Genomic DNA, 14,212 nt, shown 5'->3' on the forward strand with positions numbered 1-14,212 from the left:
TCGAAGCCCCAGACACCCGGCGCCTCGCCGTCGGCCAGGATCTTGGTCTTCGAGCGCAGCTTCGCGGTCGGCTCGGTACCGTCGATCCAGATGTACTCGGCCTTGTAACTCACGGATGTCATCCTCGGGGGCGCGGGCCTTGCGGGGCGGCTGGTCTGTTCCGCAGCAGCGTCACAATCCGTGATTTCACATCCATTGCCCATGTGTTAACCCGGTGTGAACGAGCCCGCGTCCCGTGCGCCGGGCACCGCCCGGGGCCCGGTACCCCTGCCCGACAGGGCCTCTGGGCAGCACTTACGCTGTGTGCCATGCCTCACATCACCGTGGACTACTCCGCCGGACTGGCGGACGCGTTCGACCGGCGCGGCTTCGCGCTCGCGCTCCACCCGCTCATCGCCAAGACCATCGACGCGCGGGCCGAAGCCTGCACGACCCGCTTCCGCCGCATCGAGGAGGCGGTCATCGCCGACGGCGGCGCGGAGCACGCCATGGTCTACACGCAGATCTCCGTCATGGCCGGGCGCAGCCCGCAGGCCAAGGCCGAGCTGAGCGAGGCCGTCCTGGAGCTCCTGGCCGTCCACCTGGCGGCCACGCCGGAGCTGCGGGTGCAGAGCGCCGTCGACATCATCGACCTCGACCCCGCCTGGTACCGCAAGCACACCGAGCCCGCGAAGGAGGCCTGAGCATGAGCATGCGCATCGGACTGCTCGGCACCGGCCCCTGGGCCGGGATCACGCACGCCCCCGCGCTCGCCGCCCACCCCGGCGTGGAGTTCACCGGGATCTGGGGCCGCCGCCCCGAGGCGGCGGAGGCGCTCGCCGCGGAGCACGGCACGCGCGCCTACACCGACGTCGACGAGCTCATCGCCGACGTGGACGCCGTCGCCGTCGCCCTGCCCCCGGACGTCCAGGCGCCGCTGGCCGTACGCGCCGCCGAGGCCGGCCGGCACCTGCTGCTGGACAAGCCGGTGGCGACCACCGCGGACGACGCGCGCCGCGTCGCCGAGGCCGTGGAGAAGGCCGGGGTGGCCTCGGTCGTCTTCTTCACCCTGCGCTTCGCCCCGCACAGCGCCGCGTGGATCGACGAACGCGCCGCCGAGGACGGCTGGTTCACCGCCCGTGCCGACTGGCTCGGCTCGGTCTTCACCTCCGGTGACAGCCCGTACGCCAACTCGCCCTGGCGGCGCGAGAAGGGCGCGCTGTGGGACGTCGGCCCGCACGCGCTGTCGGTGCTGCTGCCGGTGCTCGGCGACGTCACCGCGCTCACCTCCGCCCAGGGCCCCGGCGACACCGTGCACCTCGTGCTCCGGCACGCGAGCGGCGCGTCCAGCACCGCCACGCTCAGCCTCACCGCGCCCCCCGAGGCGGCGGGTGTGACCGTCGAATTCCGTGGCGACCACGGGGTCTCCACGCTGCCCCCGCGCAGCGACGGACCGGTCGTCTCCTTCGGCAAGGCGGTGGACGCCCTGCTCACAGCGGCGCAGACGGGTGTCGCCCACCCCTGCGACGCCCGCTTCGGATTCCGTGTGACGGAACTGCTCGCCTCGGTGTGACCCGCGGCGCGGGAAGGGTGACGCGCCGTCAGGCGCCAAACCCTGGCGGGGGGCTTGCGAAGTGCCTATCGTTTTGGGTATGGCAGCGGACTGGTGGTCCATCGAAGTCCTCAACGCCGGCACATCCGCCGCGGCATGGCGCGACGCGTACGCGCCCGCACTTGTGGAGTCCGCGGTCACCAACCGTGCGCTGGCGTGGGAATGGCACACGTTCGGTTGGGGCGTGGTCTTCGAGCTGTGCTTCCGCGAGGAGGAGCACTGGCTCGGCTGGTACACCCTGCCCGGGATCCGGGCGGCGCTCGACGCCGTGCCCGACCCGGTCTCCGGCGTCCTGGCGCACCGCGGCCGCGGCGGCACCAGCGGCGCGTACGTCCCGCGCTCCCCGCGCCGCTCCCCGGGCGCGGCGGCGCGCGCGCTCCCCGAGCCGCCGCCGGCGCCCGGGGGCGGCCCCGTCGTACTGTGCGACGGGATCGGGCGGGTCTGACCCCGCGGGCCGCCGGGCACGGGAAGAAACCCGCTCCGGCGGGACTTGTACGGATCATGAAGGCGATCGTGTACACGGAGGGCGGCGGCCCGGAGGTGCTGCGCCTGACCGAGCGTCCCGTCCCGGAGCCCGCTCCCGGCGAGGTCCGGGTGCGGGTCGAGGTGTCCGGGGTGAATCCCACGGACTGGAAGTCGCGGACGGCCGCGCCGCCCGGCGGCGGCGAACGCGTGCCGAACCAGGACGGCGCCGGCGTGGTCGACGCGGTGGGCGAGGGCGTCGACCCCGCCAGGAACGGCCAGCGGGTGTGGATCTGGGAGGCCGCCTACCAGCGCCCCGGCGGCACCGCGCAGGAGTACGTGACGGTGCCGGAGGCGCAGGCCGTGCCGCTGCCCGACGGGGCCTCCTTCGACCTCGGCGCGAGCATCCCCATCCCCGCGATGACCGCGCACCGCGCCCTGACCCTGCTGGAGGGCGGCCCGCACCGGCTCGGCCCCGGCACGCTCCGCGGCCGCACGGTGCTGGTCGCCGGCGGCGCGGGCGCGGTCGGCAACGCGGCGATCCAGCTGGCGCGGTGGTCGGACGCGACCGTGATCGCCACGGTCAGCGGTCCCCACAAGGCGGGCCTGGCCAGGGCCGCCGGCGCCGACCACGTGGTGAACTACCGGGCGGGCGACGCGGCGGAGGAGATCCTGCGGGCGGCCCCCGACGGCGTCGACATCGTCGCGGAGGTCTCGGTGGCGGTCAACGCGCAGCTCGACCTCGCCGTGCTCGCGCCGAACGGCGTCGTCGCCTACTACGCGGACAACGGCGGCCCCGAGGTGACGCTGCCCGTACGGGAGACCTTCTCCCGCAACCTGCGCTGGCAGGGCGTGCTGGTCTACACGATGCCGGCCGCCGCCAAGCGCGAGGCGATCGCGGCGATCACCGCCGCCCTGACCGTCGGCGCCCTGCGGGTGGGCGAGGAGGCGGGCCTGCCGCTGCACCACTTCCCGCTCGTGCGCACCGCGCAGGCGCACGCCGCGGTCGAGGGCGGTGCGATCGGCAAGGTGCTCATCGACGTGTAGCGCGGGCTTCCCGCCGGCCGGGTGGGGGCACCTCCCGGCGGTAGCCGGGGGAGTCGCGTTTGTTCAAGACCGGGTGCCGCCCGCGTTCCTAGCGTGGGCGGCATGACCGATCTTCACGCGTACCTGACCGAAGCCGCCGCCGAGGCCGCCCGCATCGCCCGCGGCGTGCCGTCCGGCCCGGAGCAGCTCGCCGCCCCGACGCCCTGCGCCGCATGGGACACACGGGCGCTGCTCAACCACTGGATCCTCTACACCTCGCACGGCCTGGAGCACCGCGCCCTGCGCCGGCAGCTCCCCGAGGAGCTGACCGCCCGCGACTTCACCGCCGACCCGGACTGGGCCGGGGCCTACGCACGGCAGCTGGACCGCGCCGTCGCGGCCTGGGCCGATCCCGCCGTCCAGGAGGGCGAGATCGACCTCGGGTACGCGCGGATGCCCGCCGCCGAGATCGCCGCGATGATCGTCAAGGAGCTGGCCGTCCACGGCTGGGACGTCGCCCGGGCGACCGGCCAGGAGTACCGCTGCGGCGACGCCCTCGGGGAGTTCGTCCTCGGTGTCGTCGAACGCCACGCGGAGGTCTACCGCCAGTACGAGGGCTTCGCCGCGCCCGTCGGGCTCCCCGGTCCCGGGGCGCCGGCCTTCGACCGCGCTCTCGCGCTGTCCGGCCGGGACCCCCGGGCCTGACCGGATCAGGCGCCGATGACGTCGGTGGCGAGCAGGCCGAAGAGGAGGGCGCCGATGACGAGGCGGTAGACGATGAAGGCGTTGAAGGAGTGCTTGGCGACGAACTTCAGCAGCCAGGCGATCGAGGCGTAGGCGACCACGAAGGAGACGAGGGTCCCGACGACCAGGGGCGCCGTGTCGATGCCGGCGCCGAGCGCGTCCTTCAGCTCGTACAGACCGGCGCCGACGAGGGCGGGGATGCCGAGGAAGAAGGACAGACGGGTGGCGGCTACCCGGTCCAGGTCGAGGATGAGCGCGGTGGACATCGTCGCGCCGGACCGGGAGAAGCCGGGGAAGAGCAGGGCGAGGATCTGGGAGGAGCCGACGAGCATGGCGTCCTTGAAGGTGGTGTCGTCCTCGCCGCGCTTGTGCCGGCCCATCTGGTCGGCGACCCACATCACACCGCTGCCGACGATCAGCGACCCGGCGACGACCCACAGGGAGGCCAGCGGTCCCTCGATGAGCTTCTTGGCCGCGAGGCCGACCACCACGATCGGGATGGTCGCGAAGATCACCCACCAGGCGAACTTGTAGTCGTGGTGGTAGCGCTCCTCGCGGTTGGCCAGGCCGGTGAACCACGCCTTGCAGATCCGGACGATGTCCTTGAAGAAATAGACGAGGACCGCGGCGATGGCGCCGGACTGGATGACCGCGGAGAAGGCGACGACGGCCTTGTCGTCGACGTCGATGCCCATCAGGCCTTCGGTGATCTTCAGATGGCCGGTGGACGAGATCGGAAGGAACTCCGTGACCCCCTCCACGACGCCGAGCACAGCTGCCTGACCGATACTGATGGCGCTCATGGGACCCATCTCTGCGGAGTACGTGGCGTGCCTGCGACCGTCACGGCCGGAGCCCTACGGAGTGTAAAAGACGGGTAGCGCCCCCCGCGAACCAGGGCGCCGGTCGCACCGGCCGCCGCGCCCCGTGCGGAGCCGGGCGCCCCTTCACGCCCGGCATCCCCCGCGCGGCGGGCCCTTGGGCATACTGGCGCAGGCCAGACGCGTTCAGGAGCCCTTCATGTCAATGATCAACAACCTCCGCAAAGCCGTCCGTTTCGCTCATCCGCGCCACCGGCGCGTGGACCTGAGCCACCCCGGGCGCTCGCCCCTCGGCAGTTCGGTGGTCAACTGCGTCGTCTACCAGGAGGGTCTGCGGCAGGGAGACTGCGCCGCGTACGAGGCGATAGCCCGGGTGCGCAAGTCCGGCCGGGGGTTCGTGTGGATCGGGCTGCACGAGCCGTCCGAGGACGAATTCGCGGGCGTCGCCGAACTGTTCGGGCTGCACCCGCTCGCCGTCGAGGACGCCGTGCACGCCGAGCAGCGGCCCAAGCTGGAGCGGTACGGGGACACCCTCTTCACGATCCTGAAGACCGTCCGCTACGTCGAGCACGACCGGTTGACGGCGACGAGTGAAGTCGTGGACAGCGGCCATGTCATGGTCTTCACCGGTGCCGACTTCGTCATCACCGTGCGGCACGGCGGGCACGGCTCCCTCGGGCCGCTGCGCGAGGGGCTGGAGACCGTCCCCGACCAACTCGCCAAGGGGCCGGCCGCGGTCCTGCACGCCATCACCGACCACGTCGTCGACCAGTACCTCGCCGTCACCGCCGCCGTGCAGCGGGACATCGACGACGTGGAGGCCGACGTCTTCGCCGACTCCCGCGGCCGGGGCACCGACGCCGGGCGGATCTACCAGCTCAAGCGCGAACTGCTGGAGCTCAAGCGGGCGGTGGCGCCGCTCGGCCGGCCCCTGCAGTCCCTGTCGCAGGACCAGCTGCCCGGCATCGACGCCGATCTGCGCGCCTACTTCCGTGACGCCGCCGACCATCTCGCGCGCGCCACCGAGCAGGTCACCGCCTTCGACGAACTGCTCAACTCGATCCTCCAGGCCAATATCGCGCAGGTGACGATGGCTCAGAACGAGGACATGCGCAAGATCAGCGCCTGGGTCGCCATCCTCGCCGTGCCGACCATGATCTGCGGGCTGTACGGCATGAACTTCGAGCACATGCCGGAACTGCGCTGGACCTACGGCTATCCGCTCGCCATCGGGGTCATGGCCGTCGCCTGCTTCGTCATTCACCGCGGGTTCCGGCGCAACGGCTGGCTTTGAGGCCGGCGGCATCGGCGCGCGAACTGCCGGCGGCCGGGCGCGCACCGGTCGAGGCGGTCCCGGTCCCGGTCCCGGTCCCGGCCGCGGATCGGCGACCCCGGTGCGGCGGTGCGGCCGCCCTCGTCCCGTGATTCCGCCCGGGTGAGGAGGAGTTGACCGGCGAGGCCTGGAGACCGCCGGCCTCTCCGACCGCCCCGGCCACTCGATGACGGCACCGGATCGCGCGTCCGCCGGCGCCGGCCGCCGGGGCGCGGGGAGAAGGGCTGTCGTGAGGCTGTTCGCGCGGCGTGCTGTGTGACATATTACTGACGTGAGCAGGCCGACGAACTGCGATGTCGTGGTGGTCGGCGCCGGAATGGTGGGCGCGGCATGCGCCTACTACGCCGCCTCGGCGGGGCTCCGTACGGTCCTGGTGGACCGCGGACCCGTGGCCGGCGGCACCACCGGGGCCGGCGAGGGCAATCTGCTGGTCTCCGACAAGGAGCCGGGTCCGGAGCTGCGGCTCGCCCTGCTGTCCGCGCGGTTGTGGCGCGAACTGGCCGGGGTCCCCGGGCTCGGCCGGGCCGTGGAGTACGAGCCCAAGGGCGGGCTGGTGGTCGCCGCCGACGAGGCGGGCGTGCGCGCGCTCGACGCGTTCGCCGCCGGCCAGCGGCAGGCCGGCGTGGACGCCGTGCCCGTCGCCGCCGACGCGCTGCGCGACCTCGAACCGCACCTCGCGCCCGGCCTCGCGGGCGGCGTCCACTACCCGCAGGACGCCCAGGTGCAGCCCGCGCTCGCCGCCGCCCACCTCGTCCGCGCCGCACGCGACATGGGCGCGGAACTGCGCACCGGGTCCGCCGTCACGGCGCTGCTGCGCGCCGCGGACGGCTCGGTGCGCGGGGTGCGCGTCGGGACGGCGGAGATCCACGCCCCCGCCGTGGTCAACGCCGCGGGCACCTGGGGCGGCGAGATCGCCGCCCTCGCCGGGGTGCGGCTGCCGGTGCTCCCGCGGCGCGGCTTCATCCTCGTCACCGAACCGCTGCCGCCCGGCACCGTCCGCCACAAGGTCTACGCGGCCGACTACGTCGCCGACGTCGCCAGCGACTCGGCCGCCCTCCAGACCTCCGCGGTCGTGGAGTCCACCGCCGCGGGGCCCGTCCTCATCGGTGCCAGCCGCGAACGCGTCGGCTTCGACCGCACGCTCTCCCTCCCCGCCCTGCGCCGGCTGGCCGCCCAGGCGGTCGCGCTCTTCCCGCGGCTCGCCGAGGTCTCCGCGATCCGCGCGTACGCCGGTTTCCGCCCGTATCTGCCGGACCACCTGCCCGCGATCGGCCCCGACCCGCGCGTCCCCGGACTCCACCACGCCTGCGGCCACGAGGGGGCCGGCATCGGACTCGCCCCCGCCACCGGCCACTTGATCGCCCAGGTGCTGACCGGGACGCCGCCCGAACTCGACCTCACGCCCTTCCGCCCCGAGCGCTTCGACGCGATGGAGACCCCGTGACCCGCCGCACGCCGCTCCGCCTCGCCCGCGCCGCACCCGGGCCCGCCTTCACGGTCACCCTCGACGGGCGCGAGATCCCGGTCCTGCCCGGCCGTACGGTCGCCGCCGCGTTGTGGTCGGCCGGTGTCGTCTCCTGGCGTACGACACGGACGGGCGGCGAGCCGCGCGGGGTCTTCTGCGGGATCGGCGTGTGCTTCGACTGCCTGGTCACGGTCAACGGGCGCCCGGGGCAACGGGCCTGTGTGGTCGAGGCGCGGCCCGGCGACGTCATCGAGACGGGGGAGGGGTCGTGAGCGCGCACCTCGTCGTCGTGGGCGCCGGACCCGCCGGGGTCGCGGCCGCGGTGGCGGCGGCCGACGGAGGCCTGCGGGTCACCCTCGTGGATGCCGCGTCCGAGGCGGGCGGCCAGTACTACCGGCAGCCGGCCGCGGGGCTCGGCGCCCGCCGGCCGCAGGCCCTGCACCACGCCTGGCGCACCTGGCGCCGGCTGCGCGACCGGCTGGCGGCCCACATCGCGGCGGAGCGCGTCCGTCACCTGGCGAATCATCAGGTCTGGCTGCTGGAGCCCGGCTTCACCGTGCACACCCTGGAGTCGGGGGCGCTGCGGGCGGACGGGGTCGTCGTCGCCACCGGCGGGTACGAGAAGGTGCTGCCCTTCCCCGGGTGGACCCTGCCCGGGGTGGTCACCGCGGGCGGCGCCCAGGCCATGCTGAAGGGCGGGCTGGTCCTGCCGGGCCGCACCGTCGTCGTCGCCGGGACCGGGCCGCTCCTGCTGCCCGTCGCCGCCGGCCTGGCCGCGGCCGGTGCGCGCGTCGCCGCCCTCGCCGAGGCGGCCGACCCCCTCGCCCTGCTGCGCCGCCCCGGCTCCGTGCCGCCCGGCAAGCTCGCCGAGGGCGCCGGGTACGCCGTCCGGCTCGCCCGCCACGGAGTCCGCCCGCTGCGCCGGCACACCGTCGTCGCCGCCCACGGCACGAGCCGCGTCGAGGCAGTCACCCTTGCCGGGCCCGGCGGCGCCCGGCGCACGGTGCCCTGCGACACCCTCGCCGTCAGCCACGGCATGCTGCCGCACACCGACCTCGCCGACGTCCCGCACACCGACAGCGAGCAGCGCGCCCCCGCGCCGGGCCTGTGGGCCGCGGGCGAGGCCACCGGCATCGGCGGCGCCGCGCTCGCCCTGGCCGAGGGCGAGATCGCTGGCCGCTCCGCAGCCGCCCGCCTGCGCGGCACGGAACCCGACCCCGCCGCCTGGGCCCGCGCCGCCCGCGCCCGCGACCGGCTGCGCCGCTTCGCCGAGGCCCTCGACACCGTCTACCGGGTGCCCGACGACTGGGCCGGCACCGTCGTCACGGACGAGACCGTCGTCTGCCGCTGCGAGGAGGTGCCCGCCGGCGCCGTGCGCACCGCCGTGCGCGACCTCGGCGCCGGGGACCTGCGGACGGTCAAACTGCTGACCCGCGCGGGCATGGGCCACTGCCAGGGACGCGTCTGCGGGCCCGCCGTCGCCGCGGTCGCCGGCTGCCCCTTCACCCCGCCGGCCCGGCCCTTCGCCCGCCCCGTACCGCTCGGCCTGCTCGCCGGCGGCACACCGCCCCCGCAGGGGGCCGGCCACGACCACAGCGCGACCGCAGCAGAGGAAGCCGGACGAGAGGGGACACAGGATGGACCGGAATGAAGGACGGCCGTGGCGGGGGGTGCTCGTCGCGACCGCGTTGCCGCTGCGGGCGTCGGACCTCGCGGTGGACTACGACGCCTACGCCGAGCACTGCCGGTGGCTGGTCGCCGGCGGCTGCGACGGGGTCGTGCCCAACGGCTCGCTCGGCGAGTACCAGGTGCTCACCCCCGCCGAGCGGGCCAAGGTCGTGGAGACCGCGGTCGCGGCGGTCGGCGGGGACCGGGTCATGCCCGGGGTGGCCGCGTACGGGTCCGGTGAGGCGCGCCGGTGGGCCGAGCAGGCGGCGGACGCCGGGTGCGCGTCCGTGATGCTGCTGCCGCCCAACGCGTACCGGGCGGACGAGCGGTCGGTACGTGCCCACTACGCGGAGGTCGCCAAGGCGGGCCTGCCCGTGGTGGCGTACAACAACCCGCACGACACGAAGGTCGACCTGACGCCGCCGCTGCTGGCCGCACTGCACGCCGAGGGCCACATCCGGGCGGTGAAGGAGTTCAGCGGCGACGTGCGCCGGGCGTACGAGATCGCCGAACTCGCCCCGGAACTGGACCTGCTGGTCGGCGCCGACGACGTACTCCTCGAACTGGCCGCCGCCGGCGCCAAGGGCTGGGTCGCCGGCTTCCCCAACGCGCTTCCGCAGGTCACCACCGCGCTGTACCGCGCGGCGGTCGCGGGCGACCCGGCGGCGCAGCCGCTGTACCAGGCGCTGCACCCCCTGCTGCGCTGGGACTCGCGGACGGAGTTCGTGCAGGCGGTGAAGGTGTCGATGGACGTCGCGGGCCGGTACGGCGGCCCCTGCCGCGCGCCGCGCCAACCGCTGCTGCCGGAGCAGGAGAAGGCCGTCCGGGCGGCGACCGAGCAGGCCATCGCGGCCGGCGCGAACTGAGCGGGGGCCCACGATGCGCAGCTCCCTGGTCCTGCACGCCGTCGACTCCCACACCGAGGGCATGCCCACCCGCGTCGTCACCGGCGGGATCGGCACCGTCCCCGGCGCCACGATGAACGAACGCCGGCTGTACTTCCGCGACCACCTCGACCACATCCGCCATCTGCTGATGGACGAACCGCGCGGCCACGCCGCCATGAGCGGGGCGGTCCTCCAGCCGCCCACCCGCCCGGACGCCGACTGGGGCGTCATCTACATCGAGGTCTCCGGCTACCTGCCGATGTGCGGCCACGGCACGATCGGCGTGGCCACCGTCCTCGTCGAGACGGGCATGGTGGCGGTGACCGAGCCGGTCACCACGATCCGCCTGGACACCCCGGCCGGCCTCGTCGTCGCCGAGGTCGCCGTCAGCGGCGGCGCGGCCACCGCCGTGACCCTGCGCAACGTCCCCTCGTTCGCCGTCGCGCTGGACCGCAAGGCCACCCTCGCCGACGGCCGCACGGTGACGTACGACCTCGCCTACGGCGGCAACTTCTACGCGATCCTGCCGCTGGAGGCCTTCGGCCTGCCCTTCGACCGGGCCCGCAAGGACGACATCCTCGCCGCCGGTCTGGCCCTGATGGACGCCATCGAGGCCGACGACCCGCCCGTCCACCCCGAGGACCCCACCATCCGCGGCTGCAAGCACGTCCAGTTGCTCGCCCCCGGCTCCGACGCGGTCCGCTCCCGGCACGCGATGGCCATCCACCCCGGCTGGTTCGACCGCTCCCCGTGCGGCACGGGCACCAGCGCGCGCATGGCGCAGCTGCACGCCCGCGGCGAACTGCCGCTGCACGAGGACTTCGTGAACGAGTCCTTCATCGGCACGCACTTCACCGGCCGGCTGACCGGCACCACCGAGGTGGGCGGGCACCCCGCCGTCCTGCCCTCGATCACCGGACGCGCCTGGATCACCGGCACCGCCCAGTACCTGCTGGACCCGGACGACCCCTTCCCGGCCGGATTCGTCCTGTAGCGGCCCCGCCCCGATACTGGTCGCCGACCCCATGCCCGGACGCCGAGGAGGACCGGCCCGATGACCGCTCACGACGGGCCCGCCCTGCCCTCCCTCGGCGGGCAGCGGCCCAGTTACCGCGAGCGCGTCGCGGACGCCCTGCGCGCCGCGCTCGTGGCGGGCGAACTGCGCCCGGGGGAGGTGCACTCCGCGCCCGCCCTGGCGGGCCGCTTCGGGGTCTCGGCCACCCCGGTGCGCGAGGCCCTGCTCGACCTGGTGAAGGAAGGCCTGGTGGACCCGGTGCCCAACAAGGGCTTCCGGGTCACCGAGGTCTCCGAGCGGCAGCTCGACGAGTACACGCACATCCGCGCCCTCATCGAGATCCCCACCGTCACCGGTCTTGCCGCCGGCGCCGACCCCGCCGCGCTGGAGGAGCTGCGCCCGGCCGCCGAGGCCATCGTCGCCGCCGCCGCGACCGGCGACCTCATCGGCTACGTCGAGGCCGACCGGCGCTTCCACCTCGGCCTGCTCGCGCTGGCCGGTAACGCGCACCTGGTCGAGGTCGTCGGCGACCTGCGCAAGCGCTCCCGCCTGTACGGGCTGACCGCGCTCGCCGAACGCGGTCTGCTGACGGCCTCGGCCGAGGAGCACCTGGAGCTGCTCGACGCCCTGCTCGTCCGCGACGAGGAGGCGGTGCGGGCGGTGATGACGCGTCATCTCGGCCACGTCAGGGGCCTGTGGGCGCGCTGATACGGTGGCCGGACCCCGAACCCCGTGGGTGGGAGCGTGACCCGCATGACCCTGCTCGTTGCACCGGCCGCCGCGCGCGCCGCCGGTGACCGGTAGGGCGGGCGCGTCGTGGGGCCCTTCTTCACCTTGCGCACCGAGCCCGGGGAGCCGCGCGCCGAGGGCTTCGTGCCGCTGGCGGAGGTGTACGCGGGGCCCGCGCGGGAGGCGCTGACCGGGCGGGTCGCCGAGGTCGGCCGCCGGCTCGGCACGGACGAACGGCGCGTCGCGGCCTCACTGGCCCACCAGGGTCTCGCGGCCCGCCTGTGGTCGGTCGCCCTCGGCCCCGCGGCGCTGACCGGGCAGCTGCCCGACGTGGCCGGCCTGTGGTGGCATCCGGAGCGGGCCGTGCCGGACGAGCTGTGGCTGCCGCCGGCGGGGGAGGGGCTGCCGGCCGACCGGCTCGGCGAGGCCGTGCTGCACGGGCACCTCGTACCGCTGACCGAGGCCGTTTGCGCGGTCTCCGGGGTCTCCGCGGGGCTGCTGTGGGGCAACGCGGCCTCGGCGCTGGCCGGGACGCTGCGGGTGCTGCACAGCTGGTGCCTGGGCGAGGGCGGGCGGCCCGAAGCGGCGAGCCGGGCGGCCGCCTTGGTGGCGGCACTGCTGGCCGACCCCTTGCTGCGGGACGCCGGGACCCTCGGCCTGTCCGGACCCGCCGCTCCCGCGTACATGCGGCGCAGCTGCTGCCTGTACTACCGGGTGCCCGGCGGCGGTCTGTGCGGCGACTGCGTACTGCGCTGAGGACGGGCCGGCCGGTCCGGCGGGTGCCGGACGGAAAGACGACCACCCCCCGGGAAGGACGCACCTGGGACCGCAGGTGCGCCCGGTCCGAAGGCTGACGGGCCGGCCGCGTCCTCGCCCTCCATGCTGATGCCCCTGAGTAGTTGTTGCAAGCCCTGTGCAACAAGCGTCGTCCGGACCCGGCCGTCACGGAGGGGTGACACGCGGGGCCAGCGTCGCGGACTCCGCGCCCGACAGCTCGTCCAGCGAGCGCCCGCGCGTCTCGATGCGGAAGGTCCACGTCACGAGGAGGCCCAGCGCGCTGGTCACGGCCACGCCGTACAGCAGCGCACTGGTCCCGGCGGCGTTCAGCAGCACCGGGAAGAGGAAGGTGCCCAGCGCCGCGCCGAGCTTGCCGCAGCCCGCCGCGAAGCCGTGGCCCGCCGCCCGCACGTCGGAGGGGAAGACCTCGGCGGGCAGGGTGAACGTCGTGGCGTTCGGGCCCAGGTTCATGAACGTGTTGAACAGCGCGAAGCCCACGAACACCAGCGGCAGGTGCGCGTCGCCCCCGCCGGGCAGCTGCTCGGCCACCGCCAGCATGCACAGCGCCACGGTCATCATGGCGAAGCCCGCGAGCTGCAGCGGCACCCGCCCGACCCGTTCCACCAGGACGATCGCCAGCACGAAGCCGACCACCAGGAAGACGTCCAGCAGCGCCGTGCCCTCGGTCGAGGCGATGTCGTCCGAGATGAACGTCGCGTTCGCCCCGCCGAGCGCCAGCCCGGCCAGCAGGGTCGGGGTGAAGATCCCCACCCCGTACGTCGCGATGTCCATCAGGAACCACGGCACCGCCGTGAAGACCGTGCGCCGCCTCAGCCGCCGTGAGAACAACTGCGGTTGCAGGAAGGCCTTCAGCCCCTCCGGCGGCGCCTCGCCGCGCTCCCGGTCCGCCTCCGTCACATGGCAGTCCCGCCCGGTCATCCTCCGCGTGATCGCGCAGGCCTCCGCCTCGCGCCCGTTCTGCGCCAGCCAGCGCGGGCTCTCCGGCACGTTCCGCCGCAACCAGATGATCACCAGCGCCGGCACCACCCCGAAGCCCAGCATCAGCCGCCACGACCCGGTCTCCGGCGCCGCCAGCAGGATCACCACACCGGCCGCGGCCCCCAGCACGATCCCCGCCGCCTGGAGGCTGAACGCGCTCACCAGCCACCGCCCGCGGTTGCGCGCGGGAAGGATCTCGGCCACGTAGCTCGCCGCGATCGGGTAGTCCAGCCCCACCGCGACGCCCAGCAGCAGCCGGAAGACGATCAGCGACCAGATGTCCCACGCGCAGGCGCACGCCACCGAGAACACCACGAACAGCCACAGGTCGACCTTGAAGATCCGGCTCCGCCCGATCCGGTCCCCCAGCGGCCCCAGCGCCGCCGCCCCGAACACCGCCCCCACGATCGCCGCCGACGACAGCAGCCCGCGCTCGGCCGCGCTCCCCCCGAAGTCCTTGGCGATCAGCGGGTTCGCCACCCCGATGATGAAGAAGTCGAACCCGTCCAGCAGGATCCCCAGCCCCGCCAGCAACCAGAACCTCATGTGCAGCCGCGACATGGGCGCACTGTCCAGCGCCGCACCGAGCGGCCGCGACGTGCGGGGAGAGCTGTTGGTCACCACATGCAAGGAGTCAAGGTCACCCGCTCCGGCCGATCAACGTGCCACGCCCGATGCCCCCCAATGGTCACCGG

The 14,212-nt window shown here is 74.5% G+C and carries 15 protein-coding genes and 1 pseudogene; 13 read left to right on the forward strand and 3 right to left on the reverse strand.

The window, feature by feature from the left end; translation table 11 throughout:
• Positions 1 to 185 (reverse strand): annotated as a pseudogene (locus ACIP9H_RS12220) (glutamine synthetase); the annotation flags it as partial.
• Between the two features lie 123 nt (positions 186 to 308).
• On the opposite strand from ACIP9H_RS12220, the gene ACIP9H_RS12225 reads away from it, so the two are divergent.
• From ACIP9H_RS12225 to ACIP9H_RS12245, 5 genes are all read left to right on the forward strand, one after another.
• Positions 309 to 683 carry a 5-carboxymethyl-2-hydroxymuconate Delta-isomerase gene (locus ACIP9H_RS12225; protein ID WP_401583845.1) on the forward strand — a complete coding sequence of 125 codons (375 nt, stop codon included), beginning with the start codon at positions 309 to 311 and terminating at the stop codon, positions 681 to 683.
• An 8-nt stretch (positions 684 to 691) separates the two neighbouring features.
• Entirely contained in the window at positions 692 to 1,552 is an 861-nt protein-coding gene (locus tag ACIP9H_RS12230; protein ID WP_401584724.1) for a Gfo/Idh/MocA family protein, read from the forward strand.
• A gap of 79 nt (positions 1,553 to 1,631) precedes the next feature.
• A complete protein-coding gene (locus tag ACIP9H_RS12235) occupies positions 1,632 to 2,036 on the forward strand; it encodes a hypothetical protein (RefSeq protein ID WP_401583848.1) in 405 nt (134 codons plus the stop codon).
• A gap of 56 nt (positions 2,037 to 2,092) precedes the next feature.
• A complete protein-coding gene (locus ACIP9H_RS12240; protein ID WP_401583850.1) occupies positions 2,093 to 3,100 on the forward strand; it encodes an NADPH:quinone reductase in 1,008 nt (335 codons plus the stop codon).
• A 102-nt stretch (positions 3,101 to 3,202) separates the two neighbouring features.
• Positions 3,203 to 3,784: a TIGR03086 family metal-binding protein gene (locus ACIP9H_RS12245; RefSeq protein WP_401583853.1), complete on the forward strand. Its 582-nt coding sequence runs from the start codon at positions 3,203 to 3,205 to the stop codon at positions 3,782 to 3,784.
• 5 nt (positions 3,785 to 3,789) lie between these two features.
• Here the strand turns inward: ACIP9H_RS12245 and ACIP9H_RS12250 are convergent, their stop codons facing one another.
• The gene (locus ACIP9H_RS12250) at positions 3,790 to 4,626 is read right to left on the reverse strand and encodes an undecaprenyl-diphosphate phosphatase (protein WP_401583856.1); all 837 of its coding nucleotides are present in this window, start codon (positions 4,624 to 4,626) and stop codon (positions 3,790 to 3,792) included.
• A gap of 217 nt (positions 4,627 to 4,843) precedes the next feature.
• Here ACIP9H_RS12250 and ACIP9H_RS12255 point away from each other — a divergent pair, with 217 nt between their 5' ends.
• From ACIP9H_RS12255 to ACIP9H_RS12290, 8 genes are all read left to right on the forward strand, one after another.
• Positions 4,844 to 5,938, forward strand: a complete 1,095-nt coding sequence (locus ACIP9H_RS12255) for a magnesium and cobalt transport protein CorA (protein ID WP_401583858.1) — start codon at positions 4,844 to 4,846, stop codon at positions 5,936 to 5,938.
• A 310-nt stretch (positions 5,939 to 6,248) separates the two neighbouring features.
• Positions 6,249 to 7,421 carry an NAD(P)/FAD-dependent oxidoreductase gene (locus ACIP9H_RS12260; protein WP_401583861.1) on the forward strand — a complete coding sequence of 391 codons (1,173 nt, stop codon included), beginning with the start codon at positions 6,249 to 6,251 and terminating at the stop codon, positions 7,419 to 7,421.
• Positions 7,418 to 7,714 (forward strand): (2Fe-2S)-binding protein, encoded by a 297-nt coding sequence (locus ACIP9H_RS12265; RefSeq protein ID WP_401583864.1) that lies wholly within the window; start codon positions 7,418 to 7,420, stop codon positions 7,712 to 7,714. The genes ACIP9H_RS12260 and ACIP9H_RS12265 overlap by 4 nt, the downstream gene beginning before the upstream one ends.
• On the forward strand, positions 7,711 to 9,093 hold the full coding sequence (locus ACIP9H_RS12270) for an FAD-dependent oxidoreductase (protein WP_401583867.1): 1,383 nt from the start codon (positions 7,711 to 7,713) through the stop codon (positions 9,091 to 9,093). Before ACIP9H_RS12265 ends, ACIP9H_RS12270 begins: the two co-directional genes overlap by 4 nt.
• Positions 9,080 to 9,976, forward strand: coding sequence for a dihydrodipicolinate synthase family protein (locus tag ACIP9H_RS12275; RefSeq protein WP_401583870.1), 897 nt, complete (start codon positions 9,080 to 9,082; stop codon positions 9,974 to 9,976). The genes ACIP9H_RS12270 and ACIP9H_RS12275 overlap by 14 nt, the downstream gene beginning before the upstream one ends.
• Before the next feature lie 13 nt (positions 9,977 to 9,989).
• Positions 9,990 to 10,991 (forward strand): proline racemase family protein, encoded by a 1,002-nt coding sequence (locus tag ACIP9H_RS12280; protein ID WP_401583872.1) that lies wholly within the window; start codon positions 9,990 to 9,992, stop codon positions 10,989 to 10,991.
• Between the two features lie 60 nt (positions 10,992 to 11,051).
• Positions 11,052 to 11,720, forward strand: coding sequence for a GntR family transcriptional regulator (locus tag ACIP9H_RS12285; RefSeq protein ID WP_401959005.1), 669 nt, complete (start codon positions 11,052 to 11,054; stop codon positions 11,718 to 11,720).
• A 108-nt stretch (positions 11,721 to 11,828) separates the two neighbouring features.
• Positions 11,829 to 12,497, forward strand: coding sequence for a (2Fe-2S)-binding protein (locus tag ACIP9H_RS12290; protein WP_401959006.1), 669 nt, complete (start codon positions 11,829 to 11,831; stop codon positions 12,495 to 12,497).
• A gap of 186 nt (positions 12,498 to 12,683) precedes the next feature.
• On the opposite strand, the gene ACIP9H_RS12295 is transcribed toward ACIP9H_RS12290, so the two are convergent.
• On the reverse strand, positions 12,684 to 14,078 hold the full coding sequence (locus tag ACIP9H_RS12295; protein ID WP_401583877.1) for an MFS transporter: 1,395 nt from the start codon (positions 14,076 to 14,078) through the stop codon (positions 12,684 to 12,686).
• Positions 14,079 to 14,212 lie beyond the last annotated feature (134 nt).

It is taken from the genome of Streptomyces sp. NPDC088732 (genome assembly GCF_044751205.1).
Lineage (GTDB): Bacteria > Actinomycetota > Actinomycetes > Streptomycetales > Streptomycetaceae > Actinacidiphila.

Bases quoted from the DNA above. Each gene is read 5' to 3' on its own strand.
- ACIP9H_RS12230 (WP_401584724.1), top strand. From the start codon at position 692: ATGCGCATCGGACTGCTCGGCACCGGCCCCTGGGCCGGGATCACGCAC.
- ACIP9H_RS12245 (WP_401583853.1), top strand. From the start codon at position 3,203: ATGACCGATCTTCACGCGTACCTGACCGAAGCCGCCGCCGAGGCCGCC.
- ACIP9H_RS12275 (WP_401583870.1), top strand. From the start codon at position 9,080: ATGGACCGGAATGAAGGACGGCCGTGGCGGGGGGTGCTCGTCGCGACC.
- ACIP9H_RS12280 (WP_401583872.1), top strand. From the start codon at position 9,990: ATGCGCAGCTCCCTGGTCCTGCACGCCGTCGACTCCCACACCGAGGGC.
- ACIP9H_RS12255 (WP_401583858.1), top strand. From the start codon at position 4,844: ATGTCAATGATCAACAACCTCCGCAAAGCCGTCCGTTTCGCTCATCCG.
- ACIP9H_RS12240 (WP_401583850.1), top strand. From the start codon at position 2,093: ATGAAGGCGATCGTGTACACGGAGGGCGGCGGCCCGGAGGTGCTGCGC.
- ACIP9H_RS12295 (WP_401583877.1), bottom strand. From the start codon at position 14,078: ATGTCGCGGCTGCACATGAGGTTCTGGTTGCTGGCGGGGCTGGGGATC.
- ACIP9H_RS12235 (WP_401583848.1), top strand. From the start codon at position 1,632: ATGGCAGCGGACTGGTGGTCCATCGAAGTCCTCAACGCCGGCACATCC.
- ACIP9H_RS12225 (WP_401583845.1), top strand. From the start codon at position 309: ATGCCTCACATCACCGTGGACTACTCCGCCGGACTGGCGGACGCGTTC.
- ACIP9H_RS12285 (WP_401959005.1), top strand. From the start codon at position 11,052: ATGACCGCTCACGACGGGCCCGCCCTGCCCTCCCTCGGCGGGCAGCGG.
- ACIP9H_RS12250 (WP_401583856.1), bottom strand. From the start codon at position 4,626: ATGAGCGCCATCAGTATCGGTCAGGCAGCTGTGCTCGGCGTCGTGGAG.